Below are 15342 nucleotides of genomic sequence, written 5' to 3' on the forward strand. Positions count from 1 at the left end.
CATGCGCATCCCGATCTGGCAGGTGGACGCCTTCGTCACCGGCGGCGTCTTCACCGGCAACCCCGCCGCGGTCTGCCCCCTCGACGCCTGGCTGCCCGACGCCACGCTGCTCGCCATCGCCGCCGAGAACGCGCTCTCCGAGACCGCGTTCCTGGTCCCCGAGGGCGAGGGCTGGCACCTGCGCTGGTTCACGCCCGAGGTCGAGGTCGAGCTGTGCGGGCACGCGACGCTCGCCTCGGCGCACGTGGTGTTCGAGCACCTGGCCCGCGGGCGCGACGCCGTCGCGTTCCGGACGCAGGCCGGCACGCTCACGGTCACGCGCGACGCCGCGGGCCGCATCGCCCTCTCGCTGCCCCGCCGCCCGCCGGCGCCGGCCGGGCCGCCGCCCGCCCTGGTGCGGGCCCTCGGCGGCCGCGCGCCGGACGCGACGCTGCTCGGCCGCGACTACCTGGCGGTGCTGGCGACGGAGCAGGAGGTGCGCTTGCTGAAACCCGATCTCGGCGCCGTGTCGGAGCTGCCCGGCCACGGCATCGTGGTCACCGCGCCGGCCAGCACGCCCGGCGTGGACTTCGTGTCGCGCTACTTCGCCCCGCAGGTCGGCATCCCGGAGGATCCGGTCACCGGCTCGGCGCACTGCACGCTGGTGCCCTACTGGGCGGACCGGCTCGGCCGCCGGACGCTGGAGGCGCTGCAGGTCTCGCGGCGCGGCGGCCGGCTCGCGTGCGAGGACCAGCCGGACGCCGGCAAGGTCCGCATCGCCGGCCGGGCCGCCGAGTTCCTGTCCGGCTTCCTCGAGGTCTGACCGCGGGGGCTGCGCGAACGGTGCGGCGCTAGCCGGCGGGGTCCAGCCCGCCCGCCGCGAGCGCGGCGCGGGCCACCGGGCTGGTGAGCAGCAGCCGGTACTCGGCGCGCGTCAGCCAGGCGGTGCGGGCGCCGCGCTTCCCGCGCAGCGTGAGCCGCACCCGCTCGGCGTCGTGCGCGACCGTGGCGGTCGCGCCGTCGGAGAGGTCGTGCTCGAGCGAGCGCAGGTGCCGGTGGATGCGCAGCGCCCGCTTCCCCTCGGGCGAGGAGAGCGCCACGAAGTAGCGGTTGCGGCTGAAGCCGGGGTCCTCCCGGAGGCGCTCGACGGCGCGGATGACGAAGTCCGCCATGGAGCGTCGAGCCTAGCATGAAGCCCGCCGGCCGGACGCACTCCGGTCGCACCCTTGCGCGCGGTGCGCGCTGCCTGACGAGGGCGCGCCGAGGCGCCTACGCGGGCGTGCGCTCGCCCACCTGGCCGCGACGCTGGTGCTCGCGGGCGAACGCGCCAAGCGCCACGTCGTGCGTGGCGAGGTGCCCCTCGATCCAGCTCGACACCGCGCGCTCCACGTCGTGCACCAGCACCGCGGTCGGGCCGTTCGCGTCGTGCCGCCGCGCCAGCTCGCGGACGGTGGCGAGGAACGCCTCGTGCTCGCGGAGGTGATGCTCGCGCTCCGGGTAGCCGATCGCGAGCATCATCGTCTCCTCGGCCGCCAGGTGCCGGACCGCGTGCTCGCGCAGGAACGCGATCATGCGCGAGACCTCCGAGCGATCGCCCGCGAGGATCGCGTCGTGCAGCCGGTCCATCCGCCTGAACATCTCCTGGTGATCGGCGTCCAGCTCGGGGACGCCGATCGACAGCACGCTCGTCCAGTGCAAAGCCATGGCGGGCCCCCGCAGCCACGTCCACGGTAAGGTCGTGCGGCAGCGCGCGGAAGGGCCTCGCTGACGCAGGTCAAGCGGATCGCGCCGCCGGCCCTCGCGGGCGACACGCAGCGTGAATGGCGCGGCCGCGCGGGAGGCGCCGCACCCGCGCTGCCTAGCGCGGCAGGGCGTCGGTGCCGTGGACCACGCGCTCCACCGCCGCACGCTCGCGGCGCCGCGACGGCCCGACCACCACCGCGACCAGGTTGCGGCGGCGGAAGGTCTCGCGCGACACGCGCAGCAGGTCGGCCGCGGTCACCTGCTCCACGCGCCGGCAGCGCTCCTCGAAGCCCTCCGGCGCGGACAGGACCTCGCCGGCGCCGTACCAGCCGGCCAGGTCGGCGGCGGAGTCGAGCGAGAAGGCGAGCGTCATGCGGTGGCGCCGCTGGACGCGGAGCAGCTCCTCCTCCGGCACCGGGCGCTCGGCCAGTCCGCCGAGCACGCGCAGGACCTCCTCGATGACCCGCGGCAGCTTGGCGGGCGCGCAGGCGCCGTCGATGACCGTCATGCCGGCGTCGGCGAACGTGTCGATGCCGGCGTGCAGCGAGTAGGCGAGGCCGCGCCGCTCCACGATCTCGAACGGCAGCCGCGAGGAGAGCCCGTCGTCGAGGATCCGGCGCAGGCACATGTGGGCCGGGTAGTCGGGGTGGCGCTCGGGCGGGCAGGGGAAGGACAGCGAGAACTCCGCCTGCGCGTCGTCGTGCTCCACCATCTCGAGCCGCGGCCCCTCCGGCCAGCCCGGCGCCGGGACGTCCACGCTCAGCTGTCCGCGCGGGAGCCGGCCCAGGTGCCGCTCGGCGAGGTCCGCCACCTGGTCCGGCCGCACCGGCCCGGCCACCGCCAGCACCAGGTTCGAGCCGGTGTAGAAGCGCTCGAGGTGCGCGCGCACGTCGCGCGGGCGGAGTCGCCGCACGATCTCCTGCGTGCCGGCGATCTTGAAGCCGAGCGGGTGGCGGCCGAAGACGATCTTCTTCGAGAGGTTGTCCGGGTCGATGTCGCGGCCGGACGCGTCCACCTCGTCGAGGATCTCCTCGAGGATGACCTCGCGCTCGACGTCCATCTCCTTGAGGAGCGGCCGCCGGATCAGGTCGCCCAGCACGGCCAGGCCGGTGCCGACCTCCTCGGGGTGGATGGGCGTGTAGTAGCAGCCGTGGTCGCGCGCGGTGATCCCGTTCAGGCTCCCGCCGGCGGCCTCCACCTCGGCGTTCATCGCGACCGTGTCCGGGTAGCCCACCGAGCCGCGGAAGAACAGGTGCTCGAGGAAGTGCGAGACGCCGTTGCGCGCCTCGGTCTCGTGGCGCGAGCCGGCGCGCACGTAGAGCGCGATCATGGCCGAGTGCAGCCCGGGGGCGCGGGCGGTGAGCACGCGGAGGCCGTTCGGCAGCACGGTCCGGTGCACCTCCCCCCAGTCCTCCTGCGCGCGCCGGACGCGCGCCGCCACCCGGGCGCGCGGCAGCGCCACGCGGAACGCGCCGCCCCGCTTCTCCGACGCATCCTTGCGCTGCTTCACCCGCACCTGCCGGCTCGACCGCCTCATGTGGCTGCACCCACCTCGTGTTCCACCCTGTCCTGGACCGCCGGGAAGCGGAGGGTGAAGATCGTTCCCCGGCCCACGGTGCTCTCGCACCGGATGGTCCCGCCGTGCTCCTCGACGACCTGCTGGGTGAACGCGAGCCCCAGGCCGGTGCCGCGTTCCTTCGTGGAGTAGAACGGCTCGAAGATCCGCGTCAGGTCACCTGGGGGGATCCCCCCCCCGGTGTCCCCCAGCTCGGCCTCGACGGCCGCGCCGGAGTCCGCCCGGCGGGTCACCACGGTGACGGTCCCGCCTCCGGGCATCGCCTCCCGGCTGTTCCGCAGGAGGTTCAGGAACACCGCGCGGAGCTGCCCCTCGTCGCAGCGCACGCCGGGCAGGCCGGGCGCGAGCGCGCGGTGCACCGCCACGCGCGCGGCGGCGAGCTCGGGCCCGAGGAAGTCGAGCAGGCCGCCCAGGATCTCGTTCAGGTCGTGGCGCTCGAGCTGCGGGCGCGGGAGGCGCGCGAAGCGGAGGTACTCCTCGGTCACCGCGTTCAGCCGGTCCACCTCGCGCGAGATCGCGGACACCAGCCCGGTCGCCTCGGCCGGCGGCGCTGGCAGGGCGGCGATCTCCTCGGCGAGCAGCTCGGCGTTCAGGCCGATGGCGTTCAGCGGGTTCCGGATCTCGTGCGTGATCTGCGCCGAGATGCGGCCGACCGCGGCCAGCCGCTCCGCCCGGAGCAGCTCGGCGCGCTGCCGGTCGAGCGAGGCCGCCATGGCGTTGAACTCGTGCGCGAGCACCGAGATCTCGTCCCGGCCGCGCGCCTCCACCTTGCGGGTGAGGTCGCCCGCCGCGACCGCCTTCACGCCCTCGGTCAAGGTCTGGATGGGCGCGAGCAGCCGCTGCGAGATGGCGGCCGCGCCCACGCCCACCGCCAGCGCGAGCAGGGAGTAGATCACCGTCAGCGCGACGGTGTTCCCCTCGGTCCGCTCGGCGGCGTGCACGCGGTCGGCGATCTGCGTCTCGAGCGCGACCTGCAGCAGCTTCACGTCCAGGCTGAGCCCCTTCTCCAGCTGGCGCACCGCCGCCACGCGCGCGTCGAACGCCGCCGCGCCCGGGCCCAGGCCCGCCCCGCCCTCCAGCGCGTCGAGCAGCGCGCGCGCCTCGCGATCGTAGTCGGCCCACCGCGCGGCGAGGCCGTCCAGCCGGGCGAGCACGTCGCCGAGGAAGTGGGCGTCGTCGCCGGAGGCGCTGAGCCGCGCGCCGGCGGCCACGCGCTTGCCCTCCTCGATCTTCTCGCGCACCAGCGCGGGGAAGTGCGCCCTCGCCACCGGGAGGTAGGCCCGCCGGGCGGCGGGGTCGAGCACCCGCGCCTCCAGCGCGCGGGCGGTGACCCAGTCCTTCACGTCGAGCTGCGCCGCGATCCGGGTGAGCGGGATGTAGCCGGAGGACAGCGTGCGCAGGTCGCGCCGCAGGTCGTGGAGGCGCGCCACACCGAACCCGGCCACCGCCGCGAACGCCGCCAGGGCGACCGCGAAGGTGAGGAAGATCTTGGTGGCGACGCGTCGCATGGGGGAGCCGGCGATCCTACCGTGCCCGGCCCGGCGGCGGGCGGGAACGTTCCTAACCGGCGCCACCCGCAAGCGCCGCGCCGGGCGCCCGCTCGCATGGCCGTGGTGCTTCCCAGGCGCGAGCACCTGGGGTAGTGAAGGAGTCCCACACCGGAGCCTTCACCTCATGACCGGCCTCGCCCTCGTCGTCGCCCTCGTCGGCATCGCCATCGCCGTGCTCTCCTTCCGCAGCGCCAGCGCCGCCCGGGCCGCCCTGGCCGCGCGCGCCGCGGAGGACGTGAAGCGCGGCGAGGAGCTGGAGGCGGCCCGCAAGGCGGAGCGCGCCGCCCGCGCCGAGGCGAAGGAGCGGCGCGACGACGCCACCGCCGTGAAGGCGGAGCTGGAGCGCACCAAGAAGAAGGCGTTCGAGCAGCAGGAGGCGGCGAAGAAGGCCGGCGGCGCCCAGGCGCTCCGCGCCGAGATCGACAAGCTCGCCGCCCGGCTCGCCGAGGCCCGCGCCGAGGCCGAGCACCAGGCCACCCGCGCGCGCGCGCTGGAGAAGGAGCTCGAGAAGGCCGCCGCCGCGGTGAAGCGGCTCGAGGCCCGGCCGGTCGAGGTCGCCGCGCCCGCGCCGGTCGCGCCCGCGCCGAGGCCCGCCGCCCCGGCCGCGCCGGCCGTCGACGACGGCCGCCTCGCGGCGGAGAAGGACCGGGCCGACAAGGCCGAGGCGAAGCTCGCCGAGGCGCGCAAGCGCGTGGCCGACCTGGAGAAGGACGTGAAGAACGTCCGCGGCCGGCTCGAGACCGAGAAGCGGGTCTTCATCGTCCAGAAGAGCGAGCTCGAGCTCGCCGGCGACCGGTACGCCGAGCTGCGCCGCCGCCACGAGGCACTGCGCAAGGATCACGACGAGCTGGTCGAGGCCGTGCGCCAGGCCGCGCGCGAGGAGCGGCGCCTGACGCAGAAGGAGGCCGCCCGCGCCGAGGCGGCCACGCCGCCCGCCGCGCCGGAGGGCGACGGCGAGGGCGAGCCCGAGCCCGGCGGATCGACGGCGGCGTAGGGCAGCGGCGCGGCGCAGCCGCGCTCGCGGGGACCTCGCGCGTGACCGCGCACGCGGGCGCCCGCGGTCACGGGACCCGCGCAGCCAGGGGTGGGGCCCCGACGCGCTTCGCTCGGCGGGGCGGGGCGGCACGGCCCGCCATCCGTTCATTCGGCGTTCGCGAGCACCTTGTACAAGGGCGCCAGATCGCGGAACACGCCCAGCAGGTCGCCCAGCGCGATGCTCCGCGCCTCCTCCTGCGTCCACGCGATCCCGAGGTCGAGCCCCGCGCCGCCCGGCGCGAGCGCCTCGCCCATCTCCAGCCAGAACGCGGTCGAGTGGGCCGGGGCCAGCTCGGGCAGCTCCTCGTGGTTCCAGTCCAGGAACTCGCGGAGCTTCCGGAACGGCTTCCCCTTGCGCGCCAGGTTGGTGGCCTCGCGCTCGAGCGCGCGCTGCATGCCGGCGCGCCGCGGCGAGTCGCCCCGGACGCCCACCCGGGCGTGCAGGTGCTCGCGGGTCATGACCACGGCGAGGAAGGCGAGCCCGCGGTAGCCCTTCGGGCTGTCGGAGAAGGCGACCAGCACCTCCTCGGGCGCGGCGTTGCGGCGGCGCGGCAGCTTGCCCGGGTGGACGAACAGCTCCTTGCCGGCGACGCGCGCGAGGCCCGAGCTGCACTGGGCGCCGAGGGCGAGGAGCTTCGGCTGGAGCTCCTCCTCGAGGGCCCGGGCGCGCTCGTCGGGATCGCCGAGCTCGAACAGCGCGAAGTCGGGTGGACCGAGTCCCAGCCCTGCCATCAGCACGCTCCCGCGCTCCCGGGGGAACCGCCAGTTTAGCACATTGACTGGCCGGGCGGGCTCTGCGACGTTCTCGCGCGATGCAGAAGGATCAGCGGCTCCTCGATCTCGCGGCGCTCCTCCTCAAGGCCGCCGAGCCGGTCTCCTGGCGCGAGATCCAGGAGCAGTTCCCCGAGGACTACGGCGGCAAGGGCGAGGCCGCGATCCGCAAGTTCGAGCGCGACAAGGCCGACCTGCTCGAGCTCGGGATCCCGGTGCGCTACGCGAGCGGCGACGAGGATCTCCCCGCCGGCTACCTCATCGACCGCGACGAGTTCTACCTGCCGGACCTGAAGCTCCCGCCCGAGGACCTGGCGCTGCTCTACCTGGCCGGCTCCGCCGCGCTCGCCACCGGCACCTTCCCGTACGCCCGCGATCTCGCCCACGCGCTCAACAAGCTGTCGTTCGCGGCCCGGGCGCCGGGCGCCTCCGAGGCGGCCGCGTTCGCCGCGCGCCGGCTGGGCGAGGGCGACGGCCCCGGGCCGGCGGTCGGGCCCATCGTGGAGGAGCTGTCGCGCGCCATCGCGCTGAAGAAGCGCGTGCACCTCGCCTACCTGGGCGCCGAGCGCCGCGAGCAGACCGAGCGCGACGTGGACCCGTACGGCCTGTTCCAGCGGGGCGGGGCCTGGTTCCTGGTGGGCTGGTGCCACCTGCGCCGCGACCTGCGCACGTTCCACGTGTCCCGGATCGAGTCGCTGACGGTGAACCCGTCCGCGCCGCGCACCCCCGACTTCCAGCCGCGCAAGGACTTCTCGCTCGCCGATCACGCCACCCGCGAGGCCTGGGAGTACTCGGTCCACGCGCCGGTGCGGTGCAAGGTGCGGCTCGAGCCGCCGGTCTCGGCCGAGGTGCTCGCCTCGTTCGGCCCTCGCGCCCGCGTGCGGGAGGACGGCGCGGCCACGCTGGTGGAGGTGGACGCCACCAACGGCGAGGGGCTGCTGCGCCACGTGCTCGCGCTGGGCGACGGAGCCGAGCTCCTCGCGCCGAAGGCGCTCCGCGACCGCGCGCGGGCGGTGCTCGAGCAGCTCGCGGAGGAGCTGGCGTGAGCGCCGCCGGGTCGCGGCGCCGTCCCGCCTCCGGGGCGCGCGCGAAGGCGCCCGCGAAGGCGCCCACGAAGGCGGCGGCCGCCAAGGCGCCGCCGGCGGCGAAGCCGGCCCGCGGTGCTGCGCGCGCCGCCCCGCGTCCCTCCGCCCGCGCACCCGCGGCGCCGAAGAAGGCCGACCCGCGCGACCGGCTCCGCCGCGTGCTGTTCCTCGTGCCCTACGCGGTCCGCCACCCGGGCATCCCGGTGCGCGACCTGGCGCGGCGCTGCGGCTGCACCGAGAAGGAGCTGCTCGAGGACCTCGACTTCCTGCTCGAGGTCGGCTCGCCCCCGTTCGCCCCCGACGACTTCCTCGACCTCTACGTCGAGGGCGACCGCGTCTACGTGGCGCTGCACCAGAGCTTCTCGCGCCCGCCGCGGTTCACCGAGAGCGAGGCCGCCGCGCTCGCCGCGGCCGCGGCCGCGCTGGGCGGCGAGGGGCGCGAGCGCGCCGTGAAGGCGCTCCGCGACTCGGTCCCCCGCGACCGGCGCGCCAGCTTCGACGAGCTGGTGGAGCGCATCTACGCCGGCGCCCCGCCGGCGCGGGACTCGGTGCTGGGCCGGCTCCAGCGCGCCATCGCCGAGCGGCGCGCGGTGCGCCTCGCCTACCACTCCGCCTCGCGCGACGCCGAGACCGACCGGACCGTGCGCCCGTACACGCTCGCGCAGCGCTTCGGCCACTGGTACCTGTACGGCCACGACGCCGAGCGGGGGAAGGCGCTCGCCTTCCGGCTCGACCGGATCCGGGAGTGCACGCTGCTGCCGGAGCGCTTCGAGCCGCCCACCGAGGTCGAGCTGGCCAGGGCCCGCCTGTTCTCCGAGGCGGCCGGCGAGCCCGTGCGGATCCGGCTCGGGGCGGAGGCGGCGCCCTGGGCGGTGTCGCGTCCCGGCATCTCGCTGGTGGAGCGGACGCCGGGCGGCGGGGCCGTGGTGGAGGTGGCCGGCGCCGGGAACGACTGGGCCACCCGGTTCGCGCTCTCGCTCGGTGGCGGCGCCGAGGTGGTCGCGCCGGCCGCGGCGCGCCGCGCGTTCGCCGAGACGGTGCGCCGCACGCTGGCGCGCTACCGCTGACGCGCGGGGTACGACCGGCACGCACCGTACGGGGTGGGGCCGCTGTCCCGGGAACGAATGACCCAGGGTCGCGCGACGGCCCTGGGATCCCTCCGGAAAACACGGGCCGGCGCCCGGCACGCGGCACGCAACGCGTCAACGGCAGGGGGCTGGAGGACGCCGTGGCGCAGGTTCTCATCGTGGACGACACCGACATCGTGCGGCGCGCCATCGAGCTGGCGCTCCGCCGGATGGGCCACGTCGCGGTGTCGACCTGCGACGCCGCCGAGGCGCTCGTCCTCGCGCGGCGGAACCCGCCCGACCTCGCGCTGCTCGACTTCCGCATGCCCGGCATGGACGGCGCCACCCTGTTCCAGGAGCTGCGCGCCACGCTCGGCGAGCGGTGCCCGCGGGTGCTGTTCGTGTCGGCGTCGCCGCCCGACGAGGTGGCGCGCGAGGTGGAGCGGATCGCGCCGGCGGCCGGGTACGTGCGGAAGCCCTTCCACCTCGACGACCTGGTCCGCGCCGTGGCCGAGGCGCTCGAGCAAGCCGGACCGCCGCGACCCGCGCTGGCGGAAGGTGCGCCGTAGGCGCGACGCGCGTCACCGCCTCCGCGTCCACTCCAGGTACAGGTCGGCGAGCGCCGCGACGTCCTGGTCCCCGCGGCCGGCCTCGGTCGCGGCGGCCATCAGCTTGCGGACCGCCTCGCTGACCGGGACCTGCGCGCCCAGCTCGGCCGCGGCCTCCTGCGCGAGGCGCTGGTCCTTCTCCGCGAGCGCGATGCGGAACCGCGGCGCCCAGTCCTTCTTCTGCACCAGCTCGCCCTTCATGAGGTAGAGCGGCGAGTGGAAGGCGGACGCCTGCAGCACCTCGACCAGGCGCGACGGCTCGACGCCGCCCGCGGAGGCGAGCGCCACCGCCTCGCCGAACGCGGTCATCATCGCGCCGCCGACCGCGTTCACGCACAGCTTCATCAGCGCGGCCTGCGCCGGGTCTTCCAGCTCGAACAGCCGGGCCGAGATCGCGTGGAGCGCCGGGCGGAGCCGCTCGCGCGCCGGGCCGGGGCCGCCCGCCACCAGCACGACCTGGGCCTGCTCCGCGGCCGTCTTCGAGCCGAGCACCGGGCAGGCGACGAAGCGCGCGCCCCGCGCCTTCGCGCCGGCGGCGACCGCGCGGGCGGAGGCGACGCCCGCGGTGGTGAGGTCCACCAGCACGTCGCCCTCGCGCAGCCCGGCGAGCACGCCGTCGGGTCCGTCGAGGACCGCGTCGAGCGCGCGCTCGTCGGACACGCAGGTGAACACCGCGTCCCTGCCGCTCGCGCACTCGCGCGGCGTGGCGGCGCGCTTCGCGCCCCTGGACACGAGGTGGTCCGCCCGGGCCGGCGTGCGGTTCCAGACCGCGAGGTCGTGGCCAGCCCGGCGCAGGTTGTTGGCGATGGGCTCGCCCATCGTCCCGAGGCCGATGAAGCCGATCCGCAAGCGCATCCGAGATCTCTAGATCAATCGAACGGCCCCGGCCAGCGCGGCGCAGCGCCGCGCGGGCGTGCCCCGCGGCCGTGCGGGAGGCCGGCGAAAAGCCCTCTGGCGCGTCGCGGCGTTCTCTGCGAGGCTTCCTCGTCCTCTCGGCGGGGACGCCACGCAGCGGAAGGTCCATCGACATGGCAGACGTCATCGTGGTCGGCGCGGGCATCAGCGGGCTCGCGTTCGCCTGGAAGGCCGGGCAGGCGGGCAAGCAGGTGCTGGTCCTGGAGCGCGACCGGCGCGTCGGCGGGTGCCTGCACTCCGAGCGGCGCCCCGACGGCTACTGGTTCGAGATGGGCGCGCACACCGTCTACAACAGCTACGGCGCGTTCCTGGACATCGCGGTGGGCGGCGGCGTGGCCGGGAAGATCGTCCAGCGCGGCCCGGCCCGCGCCAGCTTCGGGCTGCTCCGCGACGGGACCTATCGCTGGCTCACCCCGCCCAAGGTCCTGCTCCAGCTGAGCTGGCTCGAGGCCGCGGTGCACTTCCCCGCCGGCATCTTCCGCAAGAAGGAGGGGGAGACCGTCTACTCGTACTACTCGCGGCTGCTCGGCCGCGGGAACTACGACCGCGTCATCTCGCCGTTCTTCGCCGCGGTGCCGTCGCAGAAGGCGGACGGCTTCCCGCTGGAGGGCGCCGGCTCGCTGTTCAAGAAGCGGCCGCGGCGGGAGGAGTTCGTCCGCAGCTTCGGGTTCGACGGCGGCCTGCAGCTGGTGGCCGACGCGGCGGCCCGCTCCAAGGGCGTGACGGTGGAGACCGGCGTCGAGGTCCGCCGCGTGGCGCGCACCGCCGGCGGCTTCGCGGTGACCACCGCCGACGGGCGCACGCTGGAGGCGCCGCTGGTGGCGGTGGCGGCGCCGCCCGACGCGGCGGCGGCCATGCTCGAGCAGGACTTCCACGAGCTCGCCACCGGGATCCGCCGGGTCGGCACGGTCCGGGTGGACAGCATGGGCGTGGTCCTGCCGCGCGCCGAGTGCTGGATGCCGGAGTGCGCGTTCCTGGTGCCGGTGGACGACCTGTTCTTCTCGTGCGTGACGCGCGACCCGTTCCCGGACCCGCGGATGCGCGCCTTCGCGTTCCACTTCCGCGACGGGACCTCGCGCGAGCAGCGCCTGAAGCGCATGAGCGAGGTGCTGCGCGTGCCGGTGGAGCGGCTGGGGACGCCGGTGGAGCGGCGGACCACGCTGCCGTCGCCGGCGCTCGGGCACGCGGACATCGTGGCGGAGCTGGACCGCTGCCTGGCGGGCGGGAAGCTCGCCGTCACCGGCAACTACTTCGCCGGCCTCGCCATCGAGGACTGCGTGCTCCGCTCCAACGAGGAGTGGAAGCGGGTCGCCGGCTGATCAGCGCCGCGCGCCGTCGAGCGGCGTCGGGTCGAGCACCAGGCCGAACAGCCACGCGTCGAGCCGCTCCTCGAAGCGGATGTTGAGATAGTCGTACCCGACGTGGCGCCGCACGAAGAGGCCCATCACCATGCCCTTCGGGTTGCGGGGCAGGATGGCCACCTCCGCCGACAGGTCGCCGAACGGGCCGCGCCCCGCCCCCAGGTGCACGTTGCCCGAGAGCGTCGCCCGCACGCTGCTGTCCAGGTGGACGGTGCCGAGCAGCGGGACGCGGCGCGTGCGACCGCGCAGCACCAGCGCCTCCCACTCGGCCAGGTACCGGGCGTTCACCGGCCCGAAGCGGCGGCGCATGCCCTGCGGCATGCACGCGCCGAGGCCGCAGGCGACCTCGTACTCGAGCCCGCCGCCCACCGTGACCGCCGAGGTGAACGCGCCGGGCTGGTCGCCGGTCCGGAGCAGGCGCAGGTACGCGCCCCCGGCGACGAAGTTCGTGGTGAAGCTGCCGTCGTCGAGGTTGAGCGCGGTGGAGGGCGGGTCGGTGGCCGGGGCGCACTCCCAGTCGCCGTCGCCCGGGCGGCGGACGTGCTCGTCCAGCGAGCACCCGCGCTGCCCGTTCGAGCGGTGGCCGCCGCCCAGCTCCAGCACCGCCATCCGCATCCAGGGCTGCGGCGCCGAGGGCGCGGGGCGCGCACCGGCCGGATCGAGATGGAAGAGCTGCAGCTTCGCGTGCGGCTCGTAGGTCGGCGTGCGCACCGGCGCCGAGTCGCCGCGCGACACGCGCAGCGTGGCCAGGAACGAGGCCGAGAGCGCGCTGGCCCACCCGCCCCGCTCGAAGACGTCCGGGTCGTCGAGCCCGTTGTGCAGGAGCACGTGGAGGGCCGGCGCCGCCTCGAAGGACTGGCCGCTCGCCGTGGACGCGCCCACGTAGCTGCGCTCGAGCAGCATGGTGGGCTCGTCGGAGCGGGGCATGTGGGCGACGCAGCCGGACGTGCCGGCGAGCAGCGCGGCCGCGACGAGGGTGGCGGGCCGGGGGAGGGGGGGGCGGCGCATGCCGGCACAACCTACGACGGGTACGTGCGGCGGCAAAGCGCGAGTTCGGGCCGCGCGGCGCTCCTCAGTGGGTCCGCTCGCCGCCGTCGCCGGCCAGCGCGGAGGGGGTGCCGAGCAGCTCGGCCAGCCGCGCCGCCAGCCGCCGCGGGCGCAGCTCGCCGGCGGGCGCGACGAAGATTGTGTCGTCGCCGGCGATGGTGCCGAGCACCTCCGGCGGCTGGGCCAGGTCGATGGCGCGCGCGATGGCGGGCGCGCTGCCGGGGTGGGTGCGGATGACCACCATGGACGCGTTCGCGGCGATGCTGCTCACCAGGCCGCGCAGCGCGGCCAGGCCGCCGTCGGCGCCGTCGGCGCCCAGCTCGTACACCGCGCCCTCCGGCCCGGAGACGCGGCGCGCGCCCAGGCGGGCGAGGTCGCGCGAGAGCGTCGCCTGGGTGGCGCGGAAGCCGGCCCGCTCCAGCGCGGCGAGCAGCTCCTCCTGCGTCCCGATGCGGCGGGCGCGGATGATGCGGGCGACGGCGTCGCGGCGGCGGTCGGCGGAGGTCATTCGGCGGTGAGGAGCGAGCCCACCCCGCGGTCGGTGAAGAGCTCGGCGATGACGGTGTGCGGCTGCCGGCCGTCGAGGACGTGCACCCGGCCCACCCCGCCGCGGAGCGCGGTCTGGATGGCCCAGGCCTTCCACTTCATCCCGCCGGTGATGGCGCCCGCCTGGATGCGGCGGTCGAGATCGGCGAGCGTGAGCTGGCGGACCAGCTGCCCGTCCGGCGCCGACTCCAGCACCCCGGCGACGTCGGTCAGGTAGATGAGCTTCGGCGCCCCGAGCGCCACCGCGATGGCCGCGGCGACGTCGTCGGCGTTGATCGACAGGCCGGTGCCGTCGTCGGTGAGGCCGATGGGCGAGATCACCGGGACGTAGCCGCCGTCCAGGAACATGCGCAGGAACTGGGTGTTCACCTCCACCACCTCGCCCACGTAGCCGAGGTCGCGGCCGGATTCGTGCACCGCCTTGCGCGCCCGGAGCAGCTGGCCGTCCTTCCCCGACAGGCCCACCGCGCCGGCGCTGCGCGCGTTGAGCAGCGCCACCAGCTCCTGGTTCACCTTGCCGGTGAGCACCATCTCCACCACCGGCAGGCTCTGCGCGTCGGTGATGCGCATCCCGTCCACGAACTCGCTGCGCTCGCCCAGCTTCTCGAGCGTGCGGGTGATCTCCGGCGCGCCGCCGTGCACCACCACCGGCTTCAGCCCGACCTTCTTCAGCAGCGTCACGTCCTCGGCGAACGCGGCCTTCAGGCTGTCCTTCACCATGGCGGCGCCGCCGTACTTGATGACCGCCACCTGCCCGGAGAACGCGGCGATGTACTTCAGCGCCTCGGCGAGCAGGGTCCGCTTGAACGCCGGGCTGTAGTTGGAGACGCGGTCGTCCTTGCCGACGCCGCCGTCGGGCCGCTGCACGATGAGCGAGGTGTAGTCGGCGTTGATCTTGACGTAGTCGTAGGAGAGGTCGCAGCCCCAGGCCACCGCGCGCGCGGTCCCGTCGGCGAGCTCGACCAGCACGTCGATGCGGCTGTCGCGCATGCGCGTCCGGAGCCCCTCGCGATCCAGCTCGACCGGCGCGCCGCCCTCGAACACCGTCACGCCCTGCAGCACCACCCGCGCCCGGTACGGGTCGATGGGGTAGTTCATGGCGCCGGCCCGCGCGCCCACCGTGGCGAGCACCCGGCCCCAGTTCGGATCGGCCCCGAACAGCGCCGCCTTCACCAGCGGCGAGGAGGCGACGGCGCGGGCGCAGTCGCGCGCCGCCTCGTCGGACGGGGCGCCGGACACCACCACCTCCACCAGCTTGGTGGCGCCCTCGCCGTCGGCCGCCATGGCGCGGGCCATCTCCTCCAGCAGGTCGGTGAGCGCGGTCTCCAGGCGATCCAGGTCCGGCCCCGGGTCGGAGATGCGGGGGTTGCCGGCCAGCCCGTTCGCGAGCGCGTAGACCGTGTCGTTGGTGGACATCTCGCCGTCCACCGTCACCATGTGCAGCGTCCGCTCCACCGCCCGCGCCAGCGCGTCCTGCAGCGCGCGCGGCGTCACCGCCGCGTCGGTGACGAGCAGGCAGATGGTGGTCGCGAGCTGCGGCGCGAGCATGCCCGAGCCCTTGCAGATCGCGGTCACGATGGCGGTCTTCCCGCCCAGCGTCACCTCGCGCGCGGCCATCTTCGGCCGCGTGTCGGTGGTCATGATCGCCTCGGCGGCGAGATCCGGGTGGTCGCCGAGCTGGTCCACCAGCGCCGGCAGCGCGGTGACCACCTTCATGGCCGGCAGCCGCGCGCCGATGACGCCGGTGGACGCGGTGAGCACCGCGCGCTTCTGGAGCCCGAGCGCGTCGGCCACCGCGGTGCGGATCACGGTGACGTCGTCGAGGCCGGCCGGGCCGGTGAGCGCGTTCGCGTTCCCGGAGTTCACCACGATGGCGCGGATGCCCTCGGCCGGCACGCGCGTGCGGGCGTCGATCACCGGCGCGGCGGCGGCGCGGTTGATGGTGAACAGGCCGGCCGCGGCGGCCGGGTGGTCGGAGACGACGAGCGCGAGGTCGCGGCGCTGCGGCTTCAGGCCGCACGCCACCCCGCCGAACCGGAAGCCCTTCGGGATCCTCACC

The 15342-nt window shown here is 75.6% G+C and carries 15 protein-coding genes; 6 read left to right on the plus strand and 9 right to left on the minus strand.

The genetic code is table 11. The features are described from left to right. The first annotated feature begins 1 nt into the window (after position 1). The gene (locus tag ANAEK_RS03020) at positions 2-802 is read left to right on the plus strand and encodes a PhzF family phenazine biosynthesis protein (RefSeq protein ID WP_012524679.1); all 801 of its coding nucleotides are present in this window, start codon (positions 2-4) and stop codon (positions 800-802) included. Positions 803-830: 28 nt separating this feature from the next. On the opposite strand, the gene ANAEK_RS03025 is transcribed toward ANAEK_RS03020, so the two are convergent. From ANAEK_RS03025 to ANAEK_RS03040, 4 genes are all read right to left on the minus strand, one after another. Further along, positions 831-1151 (minus strand): hypothetical protein, encoded by a 321-nt coding sequence (locus ANAEK_RS03025; RefSeq protein WP_012524680.1) that lies wholly within the window; start codon positions 1149-1151, stop codon positions 831-833. A gap of 97 nt (positions 1152-1248) precedes the next feature. Then, positions 1249-1683 (minus strand): bacteriohemerythrin, encoded by a 435-nt coding sequence (locus ANAEK_RS03030; protein WP_012524681.1) that lies wholly within the window; start codon positions 1681-1683, stop codon positions 1249-1251. Positions 1684-1837: 154 nt separating this feature from the next. Further along, on the minus strand, positions 1838-3259 hold the full coding sequence (locus tag ANAEK_RS03035) for a pitrilysin family protein (protein ID WP_012524682.1): 1422 nt from the start codon (positions 3257-3259) through the stop codon (positions 1838-1840). Continuing rightward, complete coding sequence (locus tag ANAEK_RS03040; protein ID WP_012524683.1) at positions 3256-4806, minus strand: HAMP domain-containing sensor histidine kinase; 1551 nt, start codon at positions 4804-4806, stop codon at positions 3256-3258. Before ANAEK_RS03040 ends, ANAEK_RS03035 begins: the two co-directional genes overlap by 4 nt. Positions 4807-4972: 166 nt before the next feature. Here ANAEK_RS03040 and ANAEK_RS03045 point away from each other — a divergent pair, with 166 nt between their 5' ends. Next, entirely contained in the window at positions 4973-5842 is an 870-nt protein-coding gene (locus ANAEK_RS03045; protein ID WP_012524684.1) for a hypothetical protein, read from the plus strand. 146 nt (positions 5843-5988) lie between these two features. Here the strand turns inward: ANAEK_RS03045 and ANAEK_RS03050 are convergent, their stop codons facing one another. Continuing rightward, positions 5989-6615: a DUF1054 family protein gene (locus ANAEK_RS03050; protein WP_012524685.1), complete on the minus strand. Its 627-nt coding sequence runs from the start codon at positions 6613-6615 to the stop codon at positions 5989-5991. An 80-nt stretch (positions 6616-6695) separates the two neighbouring features. Here ANAEK_RS03050 and ANAEK_RS03055 point away from each other — a divergent pair, with 80 nt between their 5' ends. The 3 genes from ANAEK_RS03055 (at position 6696) to ANAEK_RS03065 (ending at position 9375) form a co-directional block, all read left to right on the plus strand. Then, complete coding sequence (locus tag ANAEK_RS03055; protein ID WP_012524686.1) at positions 6696-7700, plus strand: YafY family protein; 1005 nt, start codon at positions 6696-6698, stop codon at positions 7698-7700. Beyond that, on the plus strand, positions 7697-8806 hold the full coding sequence (locus tag ANAEK_RS03060; protein ID WP_012524687.1) for a YafY family protein: 1110 nt from the start codon (positions 7697-7699) through the stop codon (positions 8804-8806). The genes ANAEK_RS03055 and ANAEK_RS03060 overlap by 4 nt, the downstream gene beginning before the upstream one ends. A gap of 161 nt (positions 8807-8967) precedes the next feature. Continuing rightward, on the plus strand, positions 8968-9375 hold the full coding sequence (locus ANAEK_RS03065) for a response regulator (protein WP_012524688.1): 408 nt from the start codon (positions 8968-8970) through the stop codon (positions 9373-9375). Between the two features lie 12 nt (positions 9376-9387). Here the strand turns inward: ANAEK_RS03065 and ANAEK_RS03070 are convergent, their stop codons facing one another. Further along, positions 9388-10269: an NAD(P)-dependent oxidoreductase gene (locus ANAEK_RS03070; RefSeq protein WP_012524689.1), complete on the minus strand. Its 882-nt coding sequence runs from the start codon at positions 10267-10269 to the stop codon at positions 9388-9390. Between the two features lie 173 nt (positions 10270-10442). Between ANAEK_RS03070 and ANAEK_RS03075 the strand changes: the two genes are divergently transcribed. After that, positions 10443-11648 carry an NAD(P)/FAD-dependent oxidoreductase gene (locus ANAEK_RS03075; protein WP_012524690.1) on the plus strand — a complete coding sequence of 402 codons (1206 nt, stop codon included), beginning with the start codon at positions 10443-10445 and terminating at the stop codon, positions 11646-11648. Here the strand turns inward: ANAEK_RS03075 and ANAEK_RS03080 are convergent, their stop codons facing one another. The 3 genes from ANAEK_RS03080 to argJ all read right to left on the minus strand — a co-directional run bounded on the left by ANAEK_RS03080 (position 11649) and on the right by argJ (position 15341). Continuing rightward, positions 11649-12698, minus strand: coding sequence for a hypothetical protein (locus tag ANAEK_RS03080; RefSeq protein WP_012524691.1), 1050 nt, complete (start codon positions 12696-12698; stop codon positions 11649-11651). 64 nt (positions 12699-12762) lie between these two features. After that, positions 12763-13245 carry an arginine repressor gene (locus ANAEK_RS03085; protein ID WP_012524692.1) on the minus strand — a complete coding sequence of 161 codons (483 nt, stop codon included), beginning with the start codon at positions 13243-13245 and terminating at the stop codon, positions 12763-12765. Continuing rightward, entirely contained in the window at positions 13242-15341 is a 2100-nt protein-coding gene (gene argJ / locus ANAEK_RS03090) for a bifunctional glutamate N-acetyltransferase/amino-acid acetyltransferase ArgJ (protein WP_012524693.1), read from the minus strand. The genes ANAEK_RS03085 and argJ overlap by 4 nt, the downstream gene beginning before the upstream one ends. Position 15342: the final 1 nt, after the last annotated feature.

Origin of the sequence: Anaeromyxobacter sp. K, from assembly GCF_000020805.1 — a bacterium.
Classification (GTDB): domain Bacteria; phylum Myxococcota; class Myxococcia; order Myxococcales; family Anaeromyxobacteraceae; genus Anaeromyxobacter; species Anaeromyxobacter dehalogenans.

What these genes read in the sequence shown, in the direction of transcription:
- ANAEK_RS03035 (WP_012524682.1), bottom strand. Translation starts at nt 3,259, where the DNA reads ATGAGGCGGTCGAGCCGGCAGGTGCGGGTGAAGCAGCGCAAGGATGCG.
- ANAEK_RS03025 (WP_012524680.1), bottom strand. Translation starts at nt 1,151, where the DNA reads ATGGCGGACTTCGTCATCCGCGCCGTCGAGCGCCTCCGGGAGGACCCC.
- ANAEK_RS03080 (WP_012524691.1), bottom strand. Translation starts at nt 12,698, where the DNA reads ATGCGCCGCCCCCCCCTCCCCCGGCCCGCCACCCTCGTCGCGGCCGCG.
- ANAEK_RS03070 (WP_012524689.1), bottom strand. Translation starts at nt 10,269, where the DNA reads ATGCGCTTGCGGATCGGCTTCATCGGCCTCGGGACGATGGGCGAGCCC.
- ANAEK_RS03045 (WP_012524684.1), top strand. Translation starts at nt 4,973, where the DNA reads ATGACCGGCCTCGCCCTCGTCGTCGCCCTCGTCGGCATCGCCATCGCC.
- ANAEK_RS03050 (WP_012524685.1), bottom strand. Translation starts at nt 6,615, where the DNA reads ATGGCAGGGCTGGGACTCGGTCCACCCGACTTCGCGCTGTTCGAGCTC.
- ANAEK_RS03020 (WP_012524679.1), top strand. Translation starts at nt 2, where the DNA reads ATGCGCATCCCGATCTGGCAGGTGGACGCCTTCGTCACCGGCGGCGTC.
- ANAEK_RS03055 (WP_012524686.1), top strand. Translation starts at nt 6,696, where the DNA reads ATGCAGAAGGATCAGCGGCTCCTCGATCTCGCGGCGCTCCTCCTCAAG.
- ANAEK_RS03075 (WP_012524690.1), top strand. Translation starts at nt 10,443, where the DNA reads ATGGCAGACGTCATCGTGGTCGGCGCGGGCATCAGCGGGCTCGCGTTC.
- ANAEK_RS03030 (WP_012524681.1), bottom strand. Translation starts at nt 1,683, where the DNA reads ATGGCTTTGCACTGGACGAGCGTGCTGTCGATCGGCGTCCCCGAGCTG.
- ANAEK_RS03040 (WP_012524683.1), bottom strand. Translation starts at nt 4,806, where the DNA reads ATGCGACGCGTCGCCACCAAGATCTTCCTCACCTTCGCGGTCGCCCTG.
- ANAEK_RS03085 (WP_012524692.1), bottom strand. Translation starts at nt 13,245, where the DNA reads ATGACCTCCGCCGACCGCCGCCGCGACGCCGTCGCCCGCATCATCCGC.